This window comes from Ensifer canadensis (assembly GCF_017488845.2).
Classification (GTDB): domain Bacteria; phylum Pseudomonadota; class Alphaproteobacteria; order Rhizobiales; family Rhizobiaceae; genus Ensifer; species Ensifer canadensis.
In genome coordinates this window covers 1,153,322-1,167,376 of record NZ_CP083371.1, presented here as the reverse complement: position 1 = coordinate 1,167,376, position 14,055 = coordinate 1,153,322, and the positions used below count along the sequence as shown (strand labels likewise).

The following is a 14,055-nucleotide window of genomic DNA, read 5'->3' as shown; positions in this document are numbered from 1 at the left end:
ATTGTCAATAAATTTTATAGAGTTTATCTTTTTTGGACTGCCGGCCCTGTCTGGCGCCTGCCGTCGATCGTGTCCGAGGAGAATTCGCATGAGCAACACGCCTGACAAAGTCAACGTTCTCTGGTTCCTGCCCACTCACGGCGACAGCCGCTATCTCGGCACATCACGGGGAGGGCGCAATGTCGACCTCAACTATCTGAAACAGGTCGCCCAGGCTGCCGATGCGCTGGGCTACTACGGTGTGTTGATCCCCACTGGCCGCAGTTGCGAGGACAGCTGGGTGGTGGCGTCAGCCCTGGCACCCTTGACCGAGAAGCTGCGCTTCCTGATTGCGGTGCGGCCTGGACTGCTTTCACCGATGCTGGCAGCCCGGATGACGGCAACGCTCGACCGGCTTTCCGAGGGACGGCTGCTGATCAACGTGGTGACGGGCGGCGACCCGACGGAAAACAAGGGCGATGGCATCCACCTGTCGCATGGCGAGCGCTACGAAGTCACCGAGGAGTTTCTCAACGTCTACAAATCAGTCCTTCGCGGCGAAGACGTTACTTTCAAGGGAAAACATTTCGATATCGAAGGCGGCAAGCTGCTGTTCCAGTCGGTGCAGACGCCGCATCCGCCGCTCTATTTCGGCGGTTCCTCGGGCAAGGGCCAGGAGGTGGCGGCCAGAACGATCGACAAATATCTGACCTGGGGTGAGCCACCGGAAGATGTCGCCAGAAAGATTGCCGAAGTGCGCGCACTGGCTGAGGCCGAGGGCCGGGAAGTTACATTTGGCATCCGGCTGCATGTGATCGTGCGCGAGACCGCAAAGGAAGCATGGCGGGCGGCCGACGACCTGATACAATATGTCGATGACGAGACGATCGCCGCGGCACAAAAGGTGTTCGAGCGTATGGATTCGGTAGGTCAAAGTCGTATGAGCCGGTTGCATGGCGGCCGGCGCGACAAGCTCGAGGTGGCGCCCAACCTCTGGGCCGGCGTCGGGCTTGTGCGCGGCGGTGCGGGCACCGCCCTTGTCGGTGATCCGGATCAGGTCAAGGCGCGGATGGAAGAGTACCGCGAGATCGGCATCGATACGTTCATCATGTCTGGCTACCCGCACCTGGAGGAGGCCTATCGCTTCGGCGAGCTCGTGCTGCCAAACCTGCCGCTGGGTCACGCGGTTCCCGCGCGCGAAACATCGATCAATACCGGTCCGTTCGGCGAGACCATTGCCGGCGACCACAGGCCCAAGCTCAAGGTGTCGCAATCGTGAAGCGTCGACCCCGCCGACCGGTTGTCGCAATCATCGGCGGTGGCTTCACCGGGGCGGCGGTTGCCGCCAACCTAGCCAAGAACACGACCGGTCAGGCGGTCGATATCATCGTCTTCGAGCCTCGGGGGCGCCTGGGTGCCGGTCTTGCCTACGACACCTCCGATCCGGCGCATCGCATCAACGTACCGGCGGCGCGCATGAGCCTGATACCGGATGAGCCGGACGATTTTCTGCACTGGCTGGCCGCTGAAGGTGAGCCGCGCGACGACCAGGATGCGCTGACCGAAGACGGGAATCTCTACCCTCGGCGAGCGGTCTTCGGCCGCTATGTCGGCGACTTCATCGCACCTTTTCTTCGGAGCGGTCAGGTCCAGCACTGTCACGAACGGGTGGCCCAGATCGTCAGGACGGGCGAGCAATGGCGGATCGCGGCCGATGGAGGAACTGATATCCTGGCCGACATCGCCATCGTTGCCACGACCCACCCGGCACCGTGTGCACCCCGGCACATTGCCAAGGCGCTCGCCAGCCATCCACGTTTCGTCGCCGACTCGACATTGTCAGGCGCCCTATCCGTAATCCGCGGGGAGGATCGCGTCCTCCTGATCGGCAACGGACTGACTTCGGCCGATGTCATCGCCTCGCTCAGACGAAACGGCCACCGAGGGCCGATCACCGCCCTTTCCCGCCGGGGGCTTCGGTCGAGGGGACACGCGACAACGGCGCAGGAGCCATTTGGCGATTTCGTCACCGATCCTTCGCGAACCGCTCGTTCGCTGTTGCGTAGGATACGCCAGGCAGTTCAGGAGGCGCCGACGGCGGGTCATAGCTGGCACGCGGTTTTCGACGCGTTGCGCGCCCAGGGCGGCGAAATCTGGGGAGCCCTACCTATCCCGGAGCGAAAACGACTTGTTCGCCACCTGAGGCCCTATTGGGATGTGCATCGCTTCCGGGTCGCACCACAGATAGATGCGGTCATCGGCCAAGGGCTTGACCACGGCGACGTCAGGGTTCTTGGCGGATCGGTGAAAGAGATAGCCCGGGCCGGCGAGACCATCACCGCCGAGGTTAGACACCGTCATACCGGCAAGTGCGAGCAGATGACATTTGACGCCTGCGTCGTGACCACCGGCCCGGCGCACACGGCTATCCTCAGGAGCCAGGGTTGGCTGGCCGATATGGCCGATGCTGGCCATTTGCAACTGGATGGGGTGGGCCTCGGCCTTGCCTGCGATGAACAAAGCCGCGCAGCCGACCGCGACGGAAAAAGCGACGACGCGCTTTTCATCGCCGGCCCGCTTGCCCGCGGCACATTCGGCGAGTTGATGGGGCTGCCGCAGGTGAATGATCATGCGATCTTCGTCGCTCATCAGGTCACGCAGCGTCTCGCAAGCCAGTCCCGGTCGAGGCCTGCGGTGCAAATCGCCTGACACAGAGCAGGCTTTCTACGTTTGCCGGGCAAGCAAGCCGGGGCCACATCTACCCTTCGTGCTGGCCCTCAAGACGCCGCGACCAGTCCTCGACCTTGCGGGTCGCCAGCCGCTTGATCGCGTAGTCGCGCCAGTTCGTCGGCAAGATATCGAGGTTGGCAATCTCCTGAAGGGCGTCCCGGTTCATCGTGTCGACGTAGAGGTAATGCCAGAGTCGCCTGATGGTCCAAGTCGGGTATCGGCGCTCGACCAGAGCGAGGGCGTCTTCCGCGCAAACGCGCCCTTCCTCGATCACGCGGTAGTACCATCCGGTGCGACCGGATTGCTGGACACGCCGGGCCATGTCGCTTTGACCGAAGCGCTTGTTCAGTTTCCAGCACGGCTGCCGGCCCTGGCTGACTTCGAGCAGGGCACGGCCCAGGCGAAACCGATCTCCGACGGCCACATCATCTTCCGTCAGTCCGGATGTCGACAGGTTTTCGCCGAACGCTCCAGGGTGATCGAGAACCGCTGCCGGGCCGATCTCCGACCGCCAGAGCCGGTAATGATCGCCGGGGTAGTGGTGCACAGCCTTCTCGATGCCGCCGTGTCGTTTAAGGTCGCCCTGGTGATCGCCAACGAAGCCGGTCGGCGACAGGTGCAACGCCCCGGCGACCGGCTTCTTGTCGATACCGCTTTGCGTCCCGCGTTCATCGATGGCGGTCAGTGAACCCACCAGCAATGCATTGAGGGCAATCGGCTCTATTTGCTCAGGCCGCATGCAACTGCTCCAACCATGCCGTCATCATCGAGTCGGCGGCCGTCGCTAGTGTGGCCCCGTATTGCGTCGCATCGTCGCGAAGTTTTCCGATGTCGATCTTTGCCGCCACCAGCTCGCAGGCGTGACCGACCAGCCACCGCTCAAACGCCACTCCCGCATCCGCCTCGGGGTGAAACTGAAGCCCGAGAATATTGTTGCCGATGGAAAACGCCTGCTGCACGGTCTTTGGGGTCGACGCCAGCAAAGTGGCGCCGGCGGGAAGATCGTAGGTATCGCCGTGCCAATGCAGCATCGGCACGCCATCCAGATGACGAAGCGGAGAAGCACGGCCGGCCTCGCTAAGGCTGATCGGGTCGAAACCGATCTCCTTGATCCCCAATGGAAAGACCCGCGCGCCGCTTGCGCGCGCAATCAGTTGCGCGCCAAGGCAGATGCCGAGGGTCGGCCGACCGGTCTTCAGTCGTGCTGCCAGCACCTCGACCTCCCGCTGCAGAAACGGGTAGGTCCGGTCCTCGTAGGCGCCGATCGGTCCGCCGAGTACAACGACAAGGTCGGGGGCGTCCGGCGCGAAATCCAGAAAATCGGCGGTTCCGACATCGCGGTATTCTATCCCGTAGTCAGCGCGAAGGGGAGCGGCAAAGGTGCCGAGATCCTCGAAATGAACATGCCTGATCACCAGGGCCGATTTCAGTGTCATCGCTTTCCTGTCTCTATTCGACGTGAAATCTCATCGGGAATTGCGCAGCCGTCAGTCGTGCAGCCGGCGATGTCCACCGGCACAGTCGTTGCCGGCAGCGGTTCTGCAAGTGCTGTCGCCAGCCAAGCTCCGACGAGCAGATCGTCCTCGATCCCGAATCGATGGTGGCGGACCTTGCCGTCGCGGCCAATGATGATGGTCGTGGGCGTGCCACGCATGCCGTAGCCCTGCATCGTGCGCGGTATCGGCGTATCGGGTGATGCCGCGTCGACGCCGATCGGAAAGCTTAGACGGTATTCGTGGATGAACGCCTTGAGGGCCTCCGGACCCATCGCCGTATGATGTTCGAAAACCGTGTGCAGGCCGATCACTTGGAGATCGGTGTCGCGAAACAGCCGCTGCACGCGCTGGGTCTGCGGCAATCCGTGCGATACGCAGGCGGGGCAAAGCATCTGAAAGGCGTGGATGAAGACGACGCGCCCGCGCAGCATGCCGAGGCTCAGCGGCGTTGCGGTGTTGAACCAACTGCTCACGTCCAGTTCCGGCGCCTGATTTGAGAGATCAGCGATCATGAGGCCATTCCTTTTGGGAGGGGCCGGGCAGGCAGGTCCTGCCCGGCGGGATGTCAGGCCGCTTCGCGCACGAGCTTGACGCCGGGGAAATCGACCGGCACGGCGAGGGCCACGTTGATGTAGTTGGTGAAGAGATTGAGCGCCACGTGCGCGATGATCTCGACAATGTCCTGATCGTCGAAGCCGGCATTGCGCAACGCCTTGACGTCAGCATCCGAGACCTGACCGCGCTCGTCGACCAGGATGCGGACGAATGAAAGCACCGCCGCGGTCTTCGGATCAGCGGAGTCGCCGCGTTGGGCGTCAGCCATTTCCTGCGCTGTCGCGCCGGCCTTGCGGCCGAGAGCCGTATGCGCCGCCAGGCAATAGTGGCAATCATTGCGGTCAGCGACGGCGACGGCAATCTGCTCTCCGAGTTTGGCGCCGAGCCGGCCATTGCCAAGCGCGCCGAACGAACCCCACATGCTGGCAAGTGCCGCCGGGGAATTGGCCACCGCCTTAAACATGTTCGGTGTCGCGCCGAAGGCCGCGTGGATGCTGCCCAGCAGTTCTGCACTGGCACCGGTTGCCGTCTTGGGGTCAACTAGATTAATTCTGCTCATGGTTTTCTCTTTCTATTTGCGTGGAGGGAGAAAATGCCGGTCCGCCGATGGCAGTCGACGGGCCGGCGCCGACATCATCGGGGCCGAAAGCGCGCTTGAATGCGGTGAAATCCTTTGGTCCCGAGGGTGAAGCGGTTCGTCCTGGTGCCGACGTCAGCACGCTGGGGCGTGGCAGCGCCGGTGCATTGGTCGAAACAAATGATGGGTCGGTGGTGTCCTTCATTGCATCTGCCCCACCTCAGGCCGTGCCACGGTTGAATATCTTCCAGGCGGCGGCCTGGCTTGAGGCGTCTGCCGTTTCGTATTCGCCGCAATCGATGCGCAAATCCGCTTGGCCAAACGGTGCGTTGACGAAGGCGCAATGGTGCGGCTCTTTCGAACCCGGATAGGCATTGGGCTGGAAGTATCGGCAGTTCACACACATGCGTTGTTCCGGGATGGCGCCGGACGCCTGCAGCGTGCGGATGATCTTGACCAGATGAAGCAGCAGATCTTCCTGTTCGAGCGTCGATAGCGACGCAAAGGCAGCGTCTGTCGCCGAGGCAATCATGCCGGCGCGGCGCACGGCGGCCTCGCCTTCGGCCGTCGCGGCCACCGCTACGGCCCGCGCATCCGAAGGGTCCGCCAGCTTCTCGACAAAACCCTTGCGCGTCAGTGCATTGATCGAATCGGTCGCCGTCGGCTGGCTGACGCCGAGATGGGCTGCGATCTGTTTGACGCGCATGCCAGCTTTGCCACGGCCCACCAGAAAGATCAGGATCTGCAGTTGTGTCGGGTTCAATCCGATCACGTCGGCCGCCGTCCATGCTTCGGTCCGCATCGCCGTCGCTATCCGTGCGAACCCATCGCCTATGCGGTCGATGATTGCAGGCGGTGTCGTCGTGTTCTTTGCCATGCCTGATATATATAGGACTCCTATTTAGTGTCAATTCACCGTCGCCGGGAATCCGCATCCAATTTGACGCGCATCAAATTAGGTGCGTGGCCTTCGGACTAATACTGCGGCGAACAACCCAAGCACGGGCTGCTCGGTCAAACGGAGAAGACGATGTTGAAAGCAATCAAGAGCGGATTGGGCCTCGCAGTGGCGGTCATGCTTATCGCTGCGCCCGCAACCGCCGCGGATTTCGAAGTGCACATGCTCAACAAGGGCAAGGAAGGCGCGATGGTGTTTGAACCTGCGTCGCTGAAGGTTGCGGCCGGCGACACGGTGACGTTCATCCCGACCGACAAAGGCCACAACGTCGAAACGATCAAGGGCATGATCCCGGATGGCGCAGAGGCATTCAAGAGCAAGATCAACGAAAACTACAAGGTGACCTTCACTGCACCCGGCATCTACGGCGTGAAATGCACGCCGCACTACGGCATGGGCATGGTCGGCGTGGTTCAGGTCGGCGACAGCCCGGCCAACCTCGCAGCGGTGAAGGGCGCCAAGAACCCGAAGAAGGCGCAGGAACGGCTGGACGCCGCATTCACAGCGCTCGGCAACTAAAGCAAAGCCACACTGAAACGAGCGGGCGGGGACGGGCCGCTCGAAGGCGCCGCTCACCGGGCGGAAGGCGGCGCCATCATGCGGAACCAATGCGAAGCATTCGCGTTGGTTCCGCATGGAGCAAATCGTAGCAGACATGTTTCCGCCGTCGCAGATTCCCTATCCGGTCATCTTCGCGCGCATTCTCGGAGCCCTGCTGATGGGCTCGATCATCGGCTTCGAGCGTGAAGCCAAAGCCCGCCCGGCCGGTCTCAAGACGCACATGCTCGTCTGCCTCGCCGCCTGCACCTTTGCAGTCATCTCGCTTGAAAGCGTCTCTATGAAGGGCTTCATAGACGAGCGGGTCCGGATCGATCCCTTGCGCGTCGTTGAGGCGGTCACCGCGGGCGTCGCCTTTCTTGCGGCGGGCACCATCGTACTGTCGCGCGGACAGGTCCAGGGCCTGACGACCGGCGGTAGTCTGTGGTTGGCGGGCGCCATTGGCCTCGCTCTCGGCTTCGGCCACTGGATCATCGCTGCCTTTGCGACAGGATCCGCCTTTCTTGTTCTTTCCGTCGTCGGCAGGCTCGAAGCGGTAGTTGAGGAGGAAGAGCAACCCGGCCCTCAACCGCAGGCATCCAAGCCTCGCGACGAGAAGGTGAGCCGCATCCGCAAGACCACCCGATAGATTTCGCATCCTGCGCCGCTTGGGACGGCACCATTTTTCACTCACCGGCTCTGCAGCGTTTCTTTCGATCCATGGCTTTCTTGGCCGGCAGATCAGGCCGGGCGCAATGGTCATTTGCATCTTGCAAAAAGCCTCCATATGTGAACAGTATCTTTACATAAGAAAATTCATGGAGGAGATAATGCCCAACCAGCACAGCCGCGCCCATATGATAAGCGCGACCACTCGCTGCCAGCTGCCAATGCGGATACGAGCCAGCGCAGGGTTTTCTCATGAATGAATTCTCGCCAACCGTTGGCGTGTCTACGACACGCCCCACCGACATGCCGGAGGATCACGCTGCCCTTCCGGTGTGGAATGCCGAAAACTGGTTTTACGAGAACTGGCCGGTCGGCCAGCGCATCCGCTCGTTGCGCCGGACGATCTCCGAGAGCGACAGCCACCTGTTCAACACGCTGGTCGTCGACATCCACCCTTATGTCCAGGATCAGATGTTCGCGGAACGGGAAGGCATCTTCGGCCGCCGACTGGTGGCTGGCGCCTTCGTTTTTTCGGCCGGCCTCGGCCTCGTCGCCACCAACTGCGTCAACGCTTTCTCCTACGGCTATGACAAGCTGCGCTTCATCAAGCCGGTCTTTCTGGGCGACACGATCTACACGATCCGCACCAACATGGACAAAACACCGCGCTACAAGGAGCTGGGTCTGATCCGGGCCAGTTATCAGGTCTTCAAGAACGAGGGTGAGCTGGTGCTCTACTGCGAGCATCTGCAGACGGTGAAGTACAACAATCCGGCTGACTTCGTCGGCAAGACAGAGAAATAAGAACAGCGATGCACGAGGAAAACGAACTGCCTTTGGCCGGCCTTGTCGTCGTCGACATGAGCCAGTTTCTCTCCGGTCCCTATTGCTCTCTACGGCTGATGGACCTGGGCGCGCGCGTCATCAAGATCGAGCGCCCGGATGGCGGCGATCTATCGCGCCGCCTCTATCTCAGCGACACCGAGATCGGTGGCGATTCCACCATCTTCCACGCGATCAATCGCGCCAAGGAAAGTCTGGCAATCGACCTCAAGGACGAATCCGATGTGGCGGCGCTGAAGGCGCTGCTCGCCAAGGCCGACGTCCTGATCCAGAACTTCCGACCCGGCGTCATTCAACGGCTGGGCCTCGACTACGAGGCCGTTCGGGCGATCAACCCGCGCATCGTCTACGCTTCGATCAGCGGTTATGGGGAGGAGGGTCCCTGGGTCAAGCGGCCCGGTCAGGACCTGCTGGCGCAGGCACGTTCCGGCGTCATGTGGCTGAATGGCGACGAAGCACAAGGGCCGGTCCCCTTCGGTCTTGCCATTGGCGATATGCTTGCCGGCGCTGCAGCCGCCCAGGGCATTCTTGCCGGCCTCGTCCGCCGCGGCATCTCCGGCAAGGGCAGCCTGATTGAAACCAGCCTGCTCGAAGCACTGGTCGACTTCCAGTTCGAGGTGCTGACGACCCATCTCAACGACGGCAGGCGGCTGCCGAAGCGCTCGGATTTCCGCAGCGCACACGCCTATCTGTCGGCGCCCTACGGGGTCTACCCCGCCAAGGACGGCTACCTCGCCATCGCGATGACGCCGATCTCGAAACTTGCCGACCTCCTGGAGATGCCGCAGCTCGCACCCTATTGCGACGACCCGTCTTCGTGGTTTTCCGCAAGAGACGAGATCAAGGCCCTGATCGCCGAGCGCATCGGCGAAAACACGGTGGACCATTGGCTGGCCGTGCTCGAGCCGGCCGACATCTGGTGCGCTCGCGTGCTCAACTGGAACGAACTGCTGGAAAGCGACGGCTTCCGCACCCTTGACATGCTGCAGACGGTCAACCGCGAAGACGACGTGTCAATCCTGACCACGCGTTCGCCGCTGCGGGTCAACGGTCGGCGCGCCCAGGTCGATCGCGCTGCCCCGAGAATCGGCGAACACAGTGCATCGATCCGCAAGGAGTTCGGCCTATGACCGTCACCCTCAAGGGCATGACGTGGAGCCATCCACGCGGTTACGACCCCATGGTGGCGTGTTCGAGACTCTGGCAGGAAAAGACCGGGGTTGCCATCCATTGGGAGAAGCGCTCGCTGCAGGATTTCGAGACCTATCCGGTCGAGGAGCTCGCCAAGGCATACGATCTGATCGTTATCGATCACCCGCATGTCGGGCAGATCACCAATGAAGGGTGCCTTGCGCCTCTTGATGTGGCCGGTCGAGAAGCGGAACGTTCCGTGCTTGCAGCCGGGTCGGTCGGGCAATCCTATCCGAGTTACAGCTGGAACGGGCGCCAATGGGCCTTTCCGATCGATGCCGCGGCACAGGTCCAGGCCTGGCGCCCTGATCTCGGAGAGCGTGTTTCGAGCTGGTCCGGCATGTTGGACCTCGCGCGCAAGGGTGCGGTGCTGCTGCCGCTGCGACCGCCGCATTCGCTGATGAGCTTCTACACGCTCTGCGGCAATCTCGGTCACCCCTGCGCAGTGAGCGGACAAGCGGACCTGGTGGACCGTGACGGAGGCGTTGCCGCCTTCGAGATGCTCTCCGAGCTTGTATCGCTGATCGACCCCGCCTGCTTCGCGATGGATCCGATCGCGGTGCTGGAGGCGATGTCGGCCCCGGAGGCAAAAGCCGCCTGCGCGCCGTTAATCTACGGCTACGTCAGCTACTCGGTTGCCGGTTTCCGGCCGTCGCTCATCCGGTTTGGCGACATTCCGGTCGCCGGCCAGCATGGCCCAAGCGGTTCGGCGCTTGGCGGAACGGGCATTGCCGTCTCCGGCTTCTCGTCGTCCATCGACGCCGCGACCGACTTTGCCTATTGGGTTGCAAGCGGTGCGGTCCAGCGCCAGGCCTACGCCTTTGGCGGCGGACAGCCGGGACACGGCGACGCCTGGGACGACGATGCGGTGAACGCGGCGACATCAAACTTTTATCGCGCGACCCGTGCGACGCTCGAAACCGCCTGGGTGCGTCCCCGACACGATGGTTACATGCCGTTCCAGCAGGCGGCCTCGGATCGCATCAATGACGGGCTATTGCGCAAGGAGAAGGCGCGACAGGTCGTTGACGATCTCAACCGGCTTTTCACCGAAAGCTTCGCGGCGGCGTAAAGAGAAACACCGGAGATAAGCGATCGGCTCATCTCCGGTGTTCAGCAAAAAAAGGCCGACCTAGCGGTTTCAGGCTTTGTCGTGCGGGTGGGTGGCCACAATGGGCCGCGTTGCTTCCTTACGCGAGATTCCAGATTCGACGTGCGTTTGCCGACAGCAGCTTTGTCCGCTCGTCCGGACTGCAGTGCTCCAGCAACGCGTGAGTGGTCGCAACCCAGGTTGAAAGGTTGGCGCCGAGCGTGCAGACGGGCCAATCGCTGCCCCAGACGACGCGGTCCCAGCCGAGAGTAGCGATCGTATGCTCGACGTAAGGTCGTAGCGTCTCGACATTCCAGCTTTCATCCGCATAGGCGACGACGCCGGATATCTTGGCAACCACGTTCGGCCGCTTTGCGATCTCGCGCATATGGTCACGCCAGGGATGTTCGGCGCCGTTGCGGATATCGGGAACGCCGCAATGGTCGAGCACGAACTGCAGATCGGGCACGAGATCGGCAAGGGCAATCGCTTTGGGGATCTGGTGCGGCAGGACGCAGAGATCGAAGGTAAACCGGCTACCGCCAAGCAGCTTGATGTTCTCGCGGAAGAGGGAACCTTCCGACAGATCGTCCGGGACCACATGCAGGACACGGCGAAACCCCTTGACGAGGCGGTCCCCCTGCTGCCGTTCGAGATAGGCGGCAAAGCCGTCCTCTTCCGGGCGGCATGCGACAATTGCCCCCTTGAGCAGACTGCCCGCTTTTTGCGAGAGCTGTCGAACCTCTGAGGTCTCCAGCTCCATTTCGCCGGGATCGACGTCAACTTCCATGTGCAACGCCGTCTCGATGCCGACACGCCGGGCCTCCGCCTCATAGGTCGAATAGAGGAAATCCCGATCCAGCGCCGGGACGCCCGTCAGCCAGGGATAGGTCAACGCGGACTTGTTGATGAGATGCAGATGGGTATCAACGATCACGATGCGGCTTCCTCCATACGCCTCACACTCTCACACGAGAAGAGATCATTCAAATAAGAAATTGACAGTATGCAGCGATCGCGGACGTCGTGTGCCGACCGTAGATCCGGCACCTGCTCATTCCGACGATTGCGCCACATCCGATCCCGCGAGCACCGAAAGCTGTGTTGCCGCGCTGCGCAGGAGCGAGATCGTCTCGGTGATATCAGGCGCAGATGGCGCATTGACCAGCGCAATATAGGGAATGGTCAATGCCGCGATGCCACGGCCGTCAGGCCCGAGAATGGGCGCCGAGAGGTTGTAGACGCCGGCCGTCTGGGCGCTTGCCATCATTTCGTAGCCACGCTCGCGGATCTGGTCGAGCCGGGCATAGAATTCCGGACCAAGCAAGATCTCGTCCTTGCTGCGCGCGTGCTCGGCGATCATCATTTCCCGCTCCTCCGGCGTGCGGAAGGCGAGCAGGATGTGACCGGAGCCAGTATCGAACAGGCTGATGTGCGAGCCGACCCTGATTGAGATACCCCAGTAATCAGGCGCTTCCTGCTGGGCGATGACCACGGCCGAGCCGCGATCGAACACGGCCAACTGGTTGGCCTGCTTCGACCGCTGGGCAAGATCGCGCATCAGTGGCGTCGCATAGGAGGCCAGCCGCCGCACCGGTGCGTGAAGCTGGGCCAGGCCGAAAAGCTTCAACGTCAGGGAATAGCGATCGCCATCGATTCGCGTGACGTAGCCGCGGCGCACGAGCCGGTCGAGCATCCGGTAGAATTCGTTCGGGCTCCGATTGAGCCTTTTCGATATTTCCGCCTGCGTCAGGCCTCCATCGACGCTCGCCAGCAGTTCGAGAATATCAAGTCCCTTGTCCAGCGCGGGGGCGCGGTAGCGATCGGACTCTTCGGTGTCCATGGGCGTCCTCCTTAGTGAATATCGATATCCATATACGCAGAGAAAGCCGCCGACAAAAGAAAGTTCACCCTTGACGAGTGATAAAATTGTTGTTTGTATATGAATTAGTTTCTCACAAATGAGAAATGCGGGCCGGGATGAGGGCGCGCTACAGTGGAGGAGAGGTTATGAACAGGCTGCTTTCCGGCGTCTCGGCCGGAGTCATCATGCTTGCCTGCGCAGTGGGAGCGGCCAGCGCCGCGGAACTGCCCGGCAAGTTCGAAGGCGTCACCATCGACGCCAAGCTGATCGGCGGACAGCAATACGAAAAGCTCTATGAGCGCATCGCCGAATGGGAGAAGGCGACCGGCGCCAAGGTCAATATCCTGTCGAAGAAGAATCACTTCGAACTCGACAAGGAGATCAAGTCGGATATCGCCACGGGCGGTATCAGCTGGTGCGTCGGTTCCAACCACTCTTCCTTCGCCCCGCAATACCCCGACATCTATACCGATCTCCTGGCACTGCTTCCGCCGGAAGAAATCGCAAAGTTCGTGCCGGCTGTCATCGACGCCTCGACGCTCGGCGGCAAGCTCGTCATGCTTCCACGCGCGCAGTTCGACGTGTCGGCGCTCTACTATCAAAAGAGCCTCTACCAGGACGATGCCAAGAAGGCCGCCTTCAAGGAAAAATACGGCTACGACCTCACGCCGCCGGATACCTGGGCGCAGGTCAGCGACCAGGCAGAATTCTTCGCGGCCCCGCCGAACTTCTACGGTACGCAGTTTGCCGGCAAGGAAGAGGCCATCAATGGCCGCTTCTATGAAATGCTGGTCGCCGAAGGTGGCGAATACCTCGACAAGGATGGACGTCCGGCCTTCAATTCCGAAGCCGGCATCCGGGCGCTCGACTGGTTCGTCAAGCTCTACAAGGACAAGGCCGTTCCTCCGGGCACGACCAACTACCTCTGGGACGATCTCGGCCAGGGCTTTGCTTCCGGCTCGATCGCCGTCAATCTCGATTGGCCTGGCTGGGCGAGCTTCTTCAACGATCCGAAGTCGTCGAAGGTTGCCGGCAATGTCGGCGTCAAGGTTCAGCCGGCAGGTTCCTCGGGCAAGCGCACGGGCTGGTCCGGGCACCACGGCTTCTCGGTCACCGAGGACTGCGCCAACAAGGAAGCGGCAGCTTCGCTCGTCTGGTGGCTGACCAACGAGGATAGCCAGAAGCTGGAATCGGCGACCGGTCCGCTGCCGACGCGCACCGCCGTCTGGGAATACAACATCAAGGCCGCCGAGGGCGATGCCTACAAGACTGAGGTGTTGCAGGCTTTCCAGGAAGCGGCAAAGCATGCATTCCCGGTTCCGCAGACTGCAGAATGGATCGAAATCTCCAACGCCGTCTATCCTGAACTCCAGGCCGCCATCCTCGGCGACAAGACGTCGAAGGAAGCGCTCGACACTGCCGCCGAAAAGGCGACCGGCATCCTGGAAGACGCAGGAAAGCTCTGAGTAGAGACAGGAAGGCGGCGCCGATACCAAGGTGTCGGCGCCGCCTTCGTCATTTACTGCGTAACTCCCTGGATCGGAAATGGTCAGGAAGGATTATGCA

At 61.8% G+C, this 14,055-nt stretch carries 16 protein-coding genes; 8 read left to right on the top strand and 8 right to left on the bottom strand.

The genetic code is table 11. The features are described from left to right. The first annotated feature begins 88 nt into the window (after positions 1 to 88). Positions 89 to 1,258 carry an FMNH2-dependent alkanesulfonate monooxygenase gene (gene ssuD / locus J3R84_RS25185; protein WP_057208056.1) on the top strand — a complete coding sequence of 390 codons (1,170 nt, stop codon included), beginning with the start codon at positions 89 to 91 and terminating at the stop codon, positions 1,256 to 1,258. After that, the gene (locus tag J3R84_RS25180) at positions 1,255 to 2,688 is read left to right on the top strand and encodes an FAD/NAD(P)-binding protein (protein ID WP_225968513.1); all 1,434 of its coding nucleotides are present in this window, start codon (positions 1,255 to 1,257) and stop codon (positions 2,686 to 2,688) included. The genes ssuD and J3R84_RS25180 overlap by 4 nt, the downstream gene beginning before the upstream one ends. Positions 2,689 to 2,737: 49 nt before the next feature. On the opposite strand, the gene J3R84_RS25175 is transcribed toward J3R84_RS25180, so the two are convergent. Genes J3R84_RS25175 through J3R84_RS25150 form a run of 6 tightly spaced genes read right to left on the bottom strand, consistent with a single transcriptional unit; the run spans position 2,738 to position 6,139 of the window. Continuing rightward, a complete protein-coding gene (locus tag J3R84_RS25175) occupies positions 2,738 to 3,448 on the bottom strand; it encodes an MOSC domain-containing protein (RefSeq protein WP_203530104.1) in 711 nt (236 codons plus the stop codon). Next, positions 3,438 to 4,139 (bottom strand): glutamine amidotransferase, encoded by a 702-nt coding sequence (locus J3R84_RS25170; protein ID WP_057208098.1) that lies wholly within the window; start codon positions 4,137 to 4,139, stop codon positions 3,438 to 3,440. Before J3R84_RS25170 ends, J3R84_RS25175 begins: the two co-directional genes overlap by 11 nt. Positions 4,140 to 4,141: 2 nt before the next feature. Continuing rightward, positions 4,142 to 4,717 carry a redoxin domain-containing protein gene (locus J3R84_RS25165; RefSeq protein WP_203530105.1) on the bottom strand — a complete coding sequence of 192 codons (576 nt, stop codon included), beginning with the start codon at positions 4,715 to 4,717 and terminating at the stop codon, positions 4,142 to 4,144. Positions 4,718 to 4,770: 53 nt separating this feature from the next. After that, positions 4,771 to 5,319 (bottom strand): carboxymuconolactone decarboxylase family protein, encoded by a 549-nt coding sequence (locus J3R84_RS25160; protein WP_025428728.1) that lies wholly within the window; start codon positions 5,317 to 5,319, stop codon positions 4,771 to 4,773. After that, positions 5,306 to 5,542, bottom strand: coding sequence for a hypothetical protein (locus J3R84_RS25155; RefSeq protein ID WP_203530106.1), 237 nt, complete (start codon positions 5,540 to 5,542; stop codon positions 5,306 to 5,308). Before J3R84_RS25155 ends, J3R84_RS25160 begins: the two co-directional genes overlap by 14 nt. 15 nt (positions 5,543 to 5,557) lie before the next feature. Next, entirely contained in the window at positions 5,558 to 6,139 is a 582-nt protein-coding gene (locus J3R84_RS25150; RefSeq protein WP_225906587.1) for a MarR family winged helix-turn-helix transcriptional regulator, read from the bottom strand. A 273-nt stretch (positions 6,140 to 6,412) separates the two neighbouring features. On the opposite strand from J3R84_RS25150, the gene J3R84_RS25145 reads away from it, so the two are divergent. The 5 genes from J3R84_RS25145 (at position 6,413) to J3R84_RS25125 (ending at position 10,607) form a co-directional block, all read left to right on the top strand. Further along, positions 6,413 to 6,814: a pseudoazurin gene (locus tag J3R84_RS25145; protein WP_225906588.1), complete on the top strand. Its 402-nt coding sequence runs from the start codon at positions 6,413 to 6,415 to the stop codon at positions 6,812 to 6,814. Between the two features lie 115 nt (positions 6,815 to 6,929). After that, complete coding sequence (locus J3R84_RS25140) at positions 6,930 to 7,481, top strand: MgtC/SapB family protein (RefSeq protein WP_203530108.1); 552 nt, start codon at positions 6,930 to 6,932, stop codon at positions 7,479 to 7,481. 272 nt (positions 7,482 to 7,753) lie between these two features. Next, a complete protein-coding gene (locus tag J3R84_RS25135; protein WP_057225230.1) occupies positions 7,754 to 8,305 on the top strand; it encodes a MaoC family dehydratase in 552 nt (183 codons plus the stop codon). Between the two features lie 8 nt (positions 8,306 to 8,313). Next, positions 8,314 to 9,474: a CaiB/BaiF CoA transferase family protein gene (locus tag J3R84_RS25130; RefSeq protein WP_025428733.1), complete on the top strand. Its 1,161-nt coding sequence runs from the start codon at positions 8,314 to 8,316 to the stop codon at positions 9,472 to 9,474. Further along, on the top strand, positions 9,471 to 10,607 hold the full coding sequence (locus tag J3R84_RS25125; protein ID WP_057225232.1) for an ABC transporter substrate-binding protein: 1,137 nt from the start codon (positions 9,471 to 9,473) through the stop codon (positions 10,605 to 10,607). The genes J3R84_RS25130 and J3R84_RS25125 overlap by 4 nt, the downstream gene beginning before the upstream one ends. A gap of 118 nt (positions 10,608 to 10,725) precedes the next feature. Here J3R84_RS25125 and J3R84_RS25120 read toward each other — a convergent pair whose 3' ends face one another. Together J3R84_RS25120 and J3R84_RS25115 are read right to left on the bottom strand one after the other, a co-directional pair. Continuing rightward, positions 10,726 to 11,562, bottom strand: coding sequence for an amidohydrolase family protein (locus J3R84_RS25120; RefSeq protein WP_203529764.1), 837 nt, complete (start codon positions 11,560 to 11,562; stop codon positions 10,726 to 10,728). 117 nt (positions 11,563 to 11,679) lie between these two features. After that, positions 11,680 to 12,468 (bottom strand): IclR family transcriptional regulator, encoded by a 789-nt coding sequence (locus J3R84_RS25115; protein WP_057208037.1) that lies wholly within the window; start codon positions 12,466 to 12,468, stop codon positions 11,680 to 11,682. Positions 12,469 to 12,635: 167 nt separating this feature from the next. Between J3R84_RS25115 and J3R84_RS25110 the strand changes: the two genes are divergently transcribed. Continuing rightward, positions 12,636 to 13,955, top strand: a complete 1,320-nt coding sequence (locus J3R84_RS25110) for an ABC transporter substrate-binding protein (RefSeq protein ID WP_057208035.1) — start codon at positions 12,636 to 12,638, stop codon at positions 13,953 to 13,955. The last annotated feature ends 100 nt before the right edge of the window (positions 13,956 to 14,055 follow it).

Bases quoted from the DNA above. Each gene is read 5' to 3' on its own strand.
- ssuD (WP_057208056.1), top strand. From the start codon at position 89: ATGAGCAACACGCCTGACAAAGTCAACGTTCTCTGGTTCCTGCCCACT.
- J3R84_RS25175 (WP_203530104.1), bottom strand. From the start codon at position 3,448: ATGCGGCCTGAGCAAATAGAGCCGATTGCCCTCAATGCATTGCTGGTG.
- J3R84_RS25165 (WP_203530105.1), bottom strand. From the start codon at position 4,717: ATGATCGCTGATCTCTCAAATCAGGCGCCGGAACTGGACGTGAGCAGT.
- J3R84_RS25160 (WP_025428728.1), bottom strand. From the start codon at position 5,319: ATGAGCAGAATTAATCTAGTTGACCCCAAGACGGCAACCGGTGCCAGT.
- J3R84_RS25155 (WP_203530106.1), bottom strand. From the start codon at position 5,542: ATGAAGGACACCACCGACCCATCATTTGTTTCGACCAATGCACCGGCG.
- J3R84_RS25150 (WP_225906587.1), bottom strand. From the start codon at position 6,139: ATGCGGACCGAAGCATGGACGGCGGCCGACGTGATCGGATTGAACCCG.
- J3R84_RS25145 (WP_225906588.1), top strand. From the start codon at position 6,413: ATGCTTATCGCTGCGCCCGCAACCGCCGCGGATTTCGAAGTGCACATG.
- J3R84_RS25140 (WP_203530108.1), top strand. From the start codon at position 6,930: ATGGAGCAAATCGTAGCAGACATGTTTCCGCCGTCGCAGATTCCCTAT.
- J3R84_RS25135 (WP_057225230.1), top strand. From the start codon at position 7,754: ATGAATGAATTCTCGCCAACCGTTGGCGTGTCTACGACACGCCCCACC.
- J3R84_RS25130 (WP_025428733.1), top strand. From the start codon at position 8,314: ATGCACGAGGAAAACGAACTGCCTTTGGCCGGCCTTGTCGTCGTCGAC.
- J3R84_RS25125 (WP_057225232.1), top strand. From the start codon at position 9,471: ATGACCGTCACCCTCAAGGGCATGACGTGGAGCCATCCACGCGGTTAC.
- J3R84_RS25115 (WP_057208037.1), bottom strand. From the start codon at position 12,468: ATGGACACCGAAGAGTCCGATCGCTACCGCGCCCCCGCGCTGGACAAG.
- J3R84_RS25110 (WP_057208035.1), top strand. From the start codon at position 12,636: ATGAACAGGCTGCTTTCCGGCGTCTCGGCCGGAGTCATCATGCTTGCC.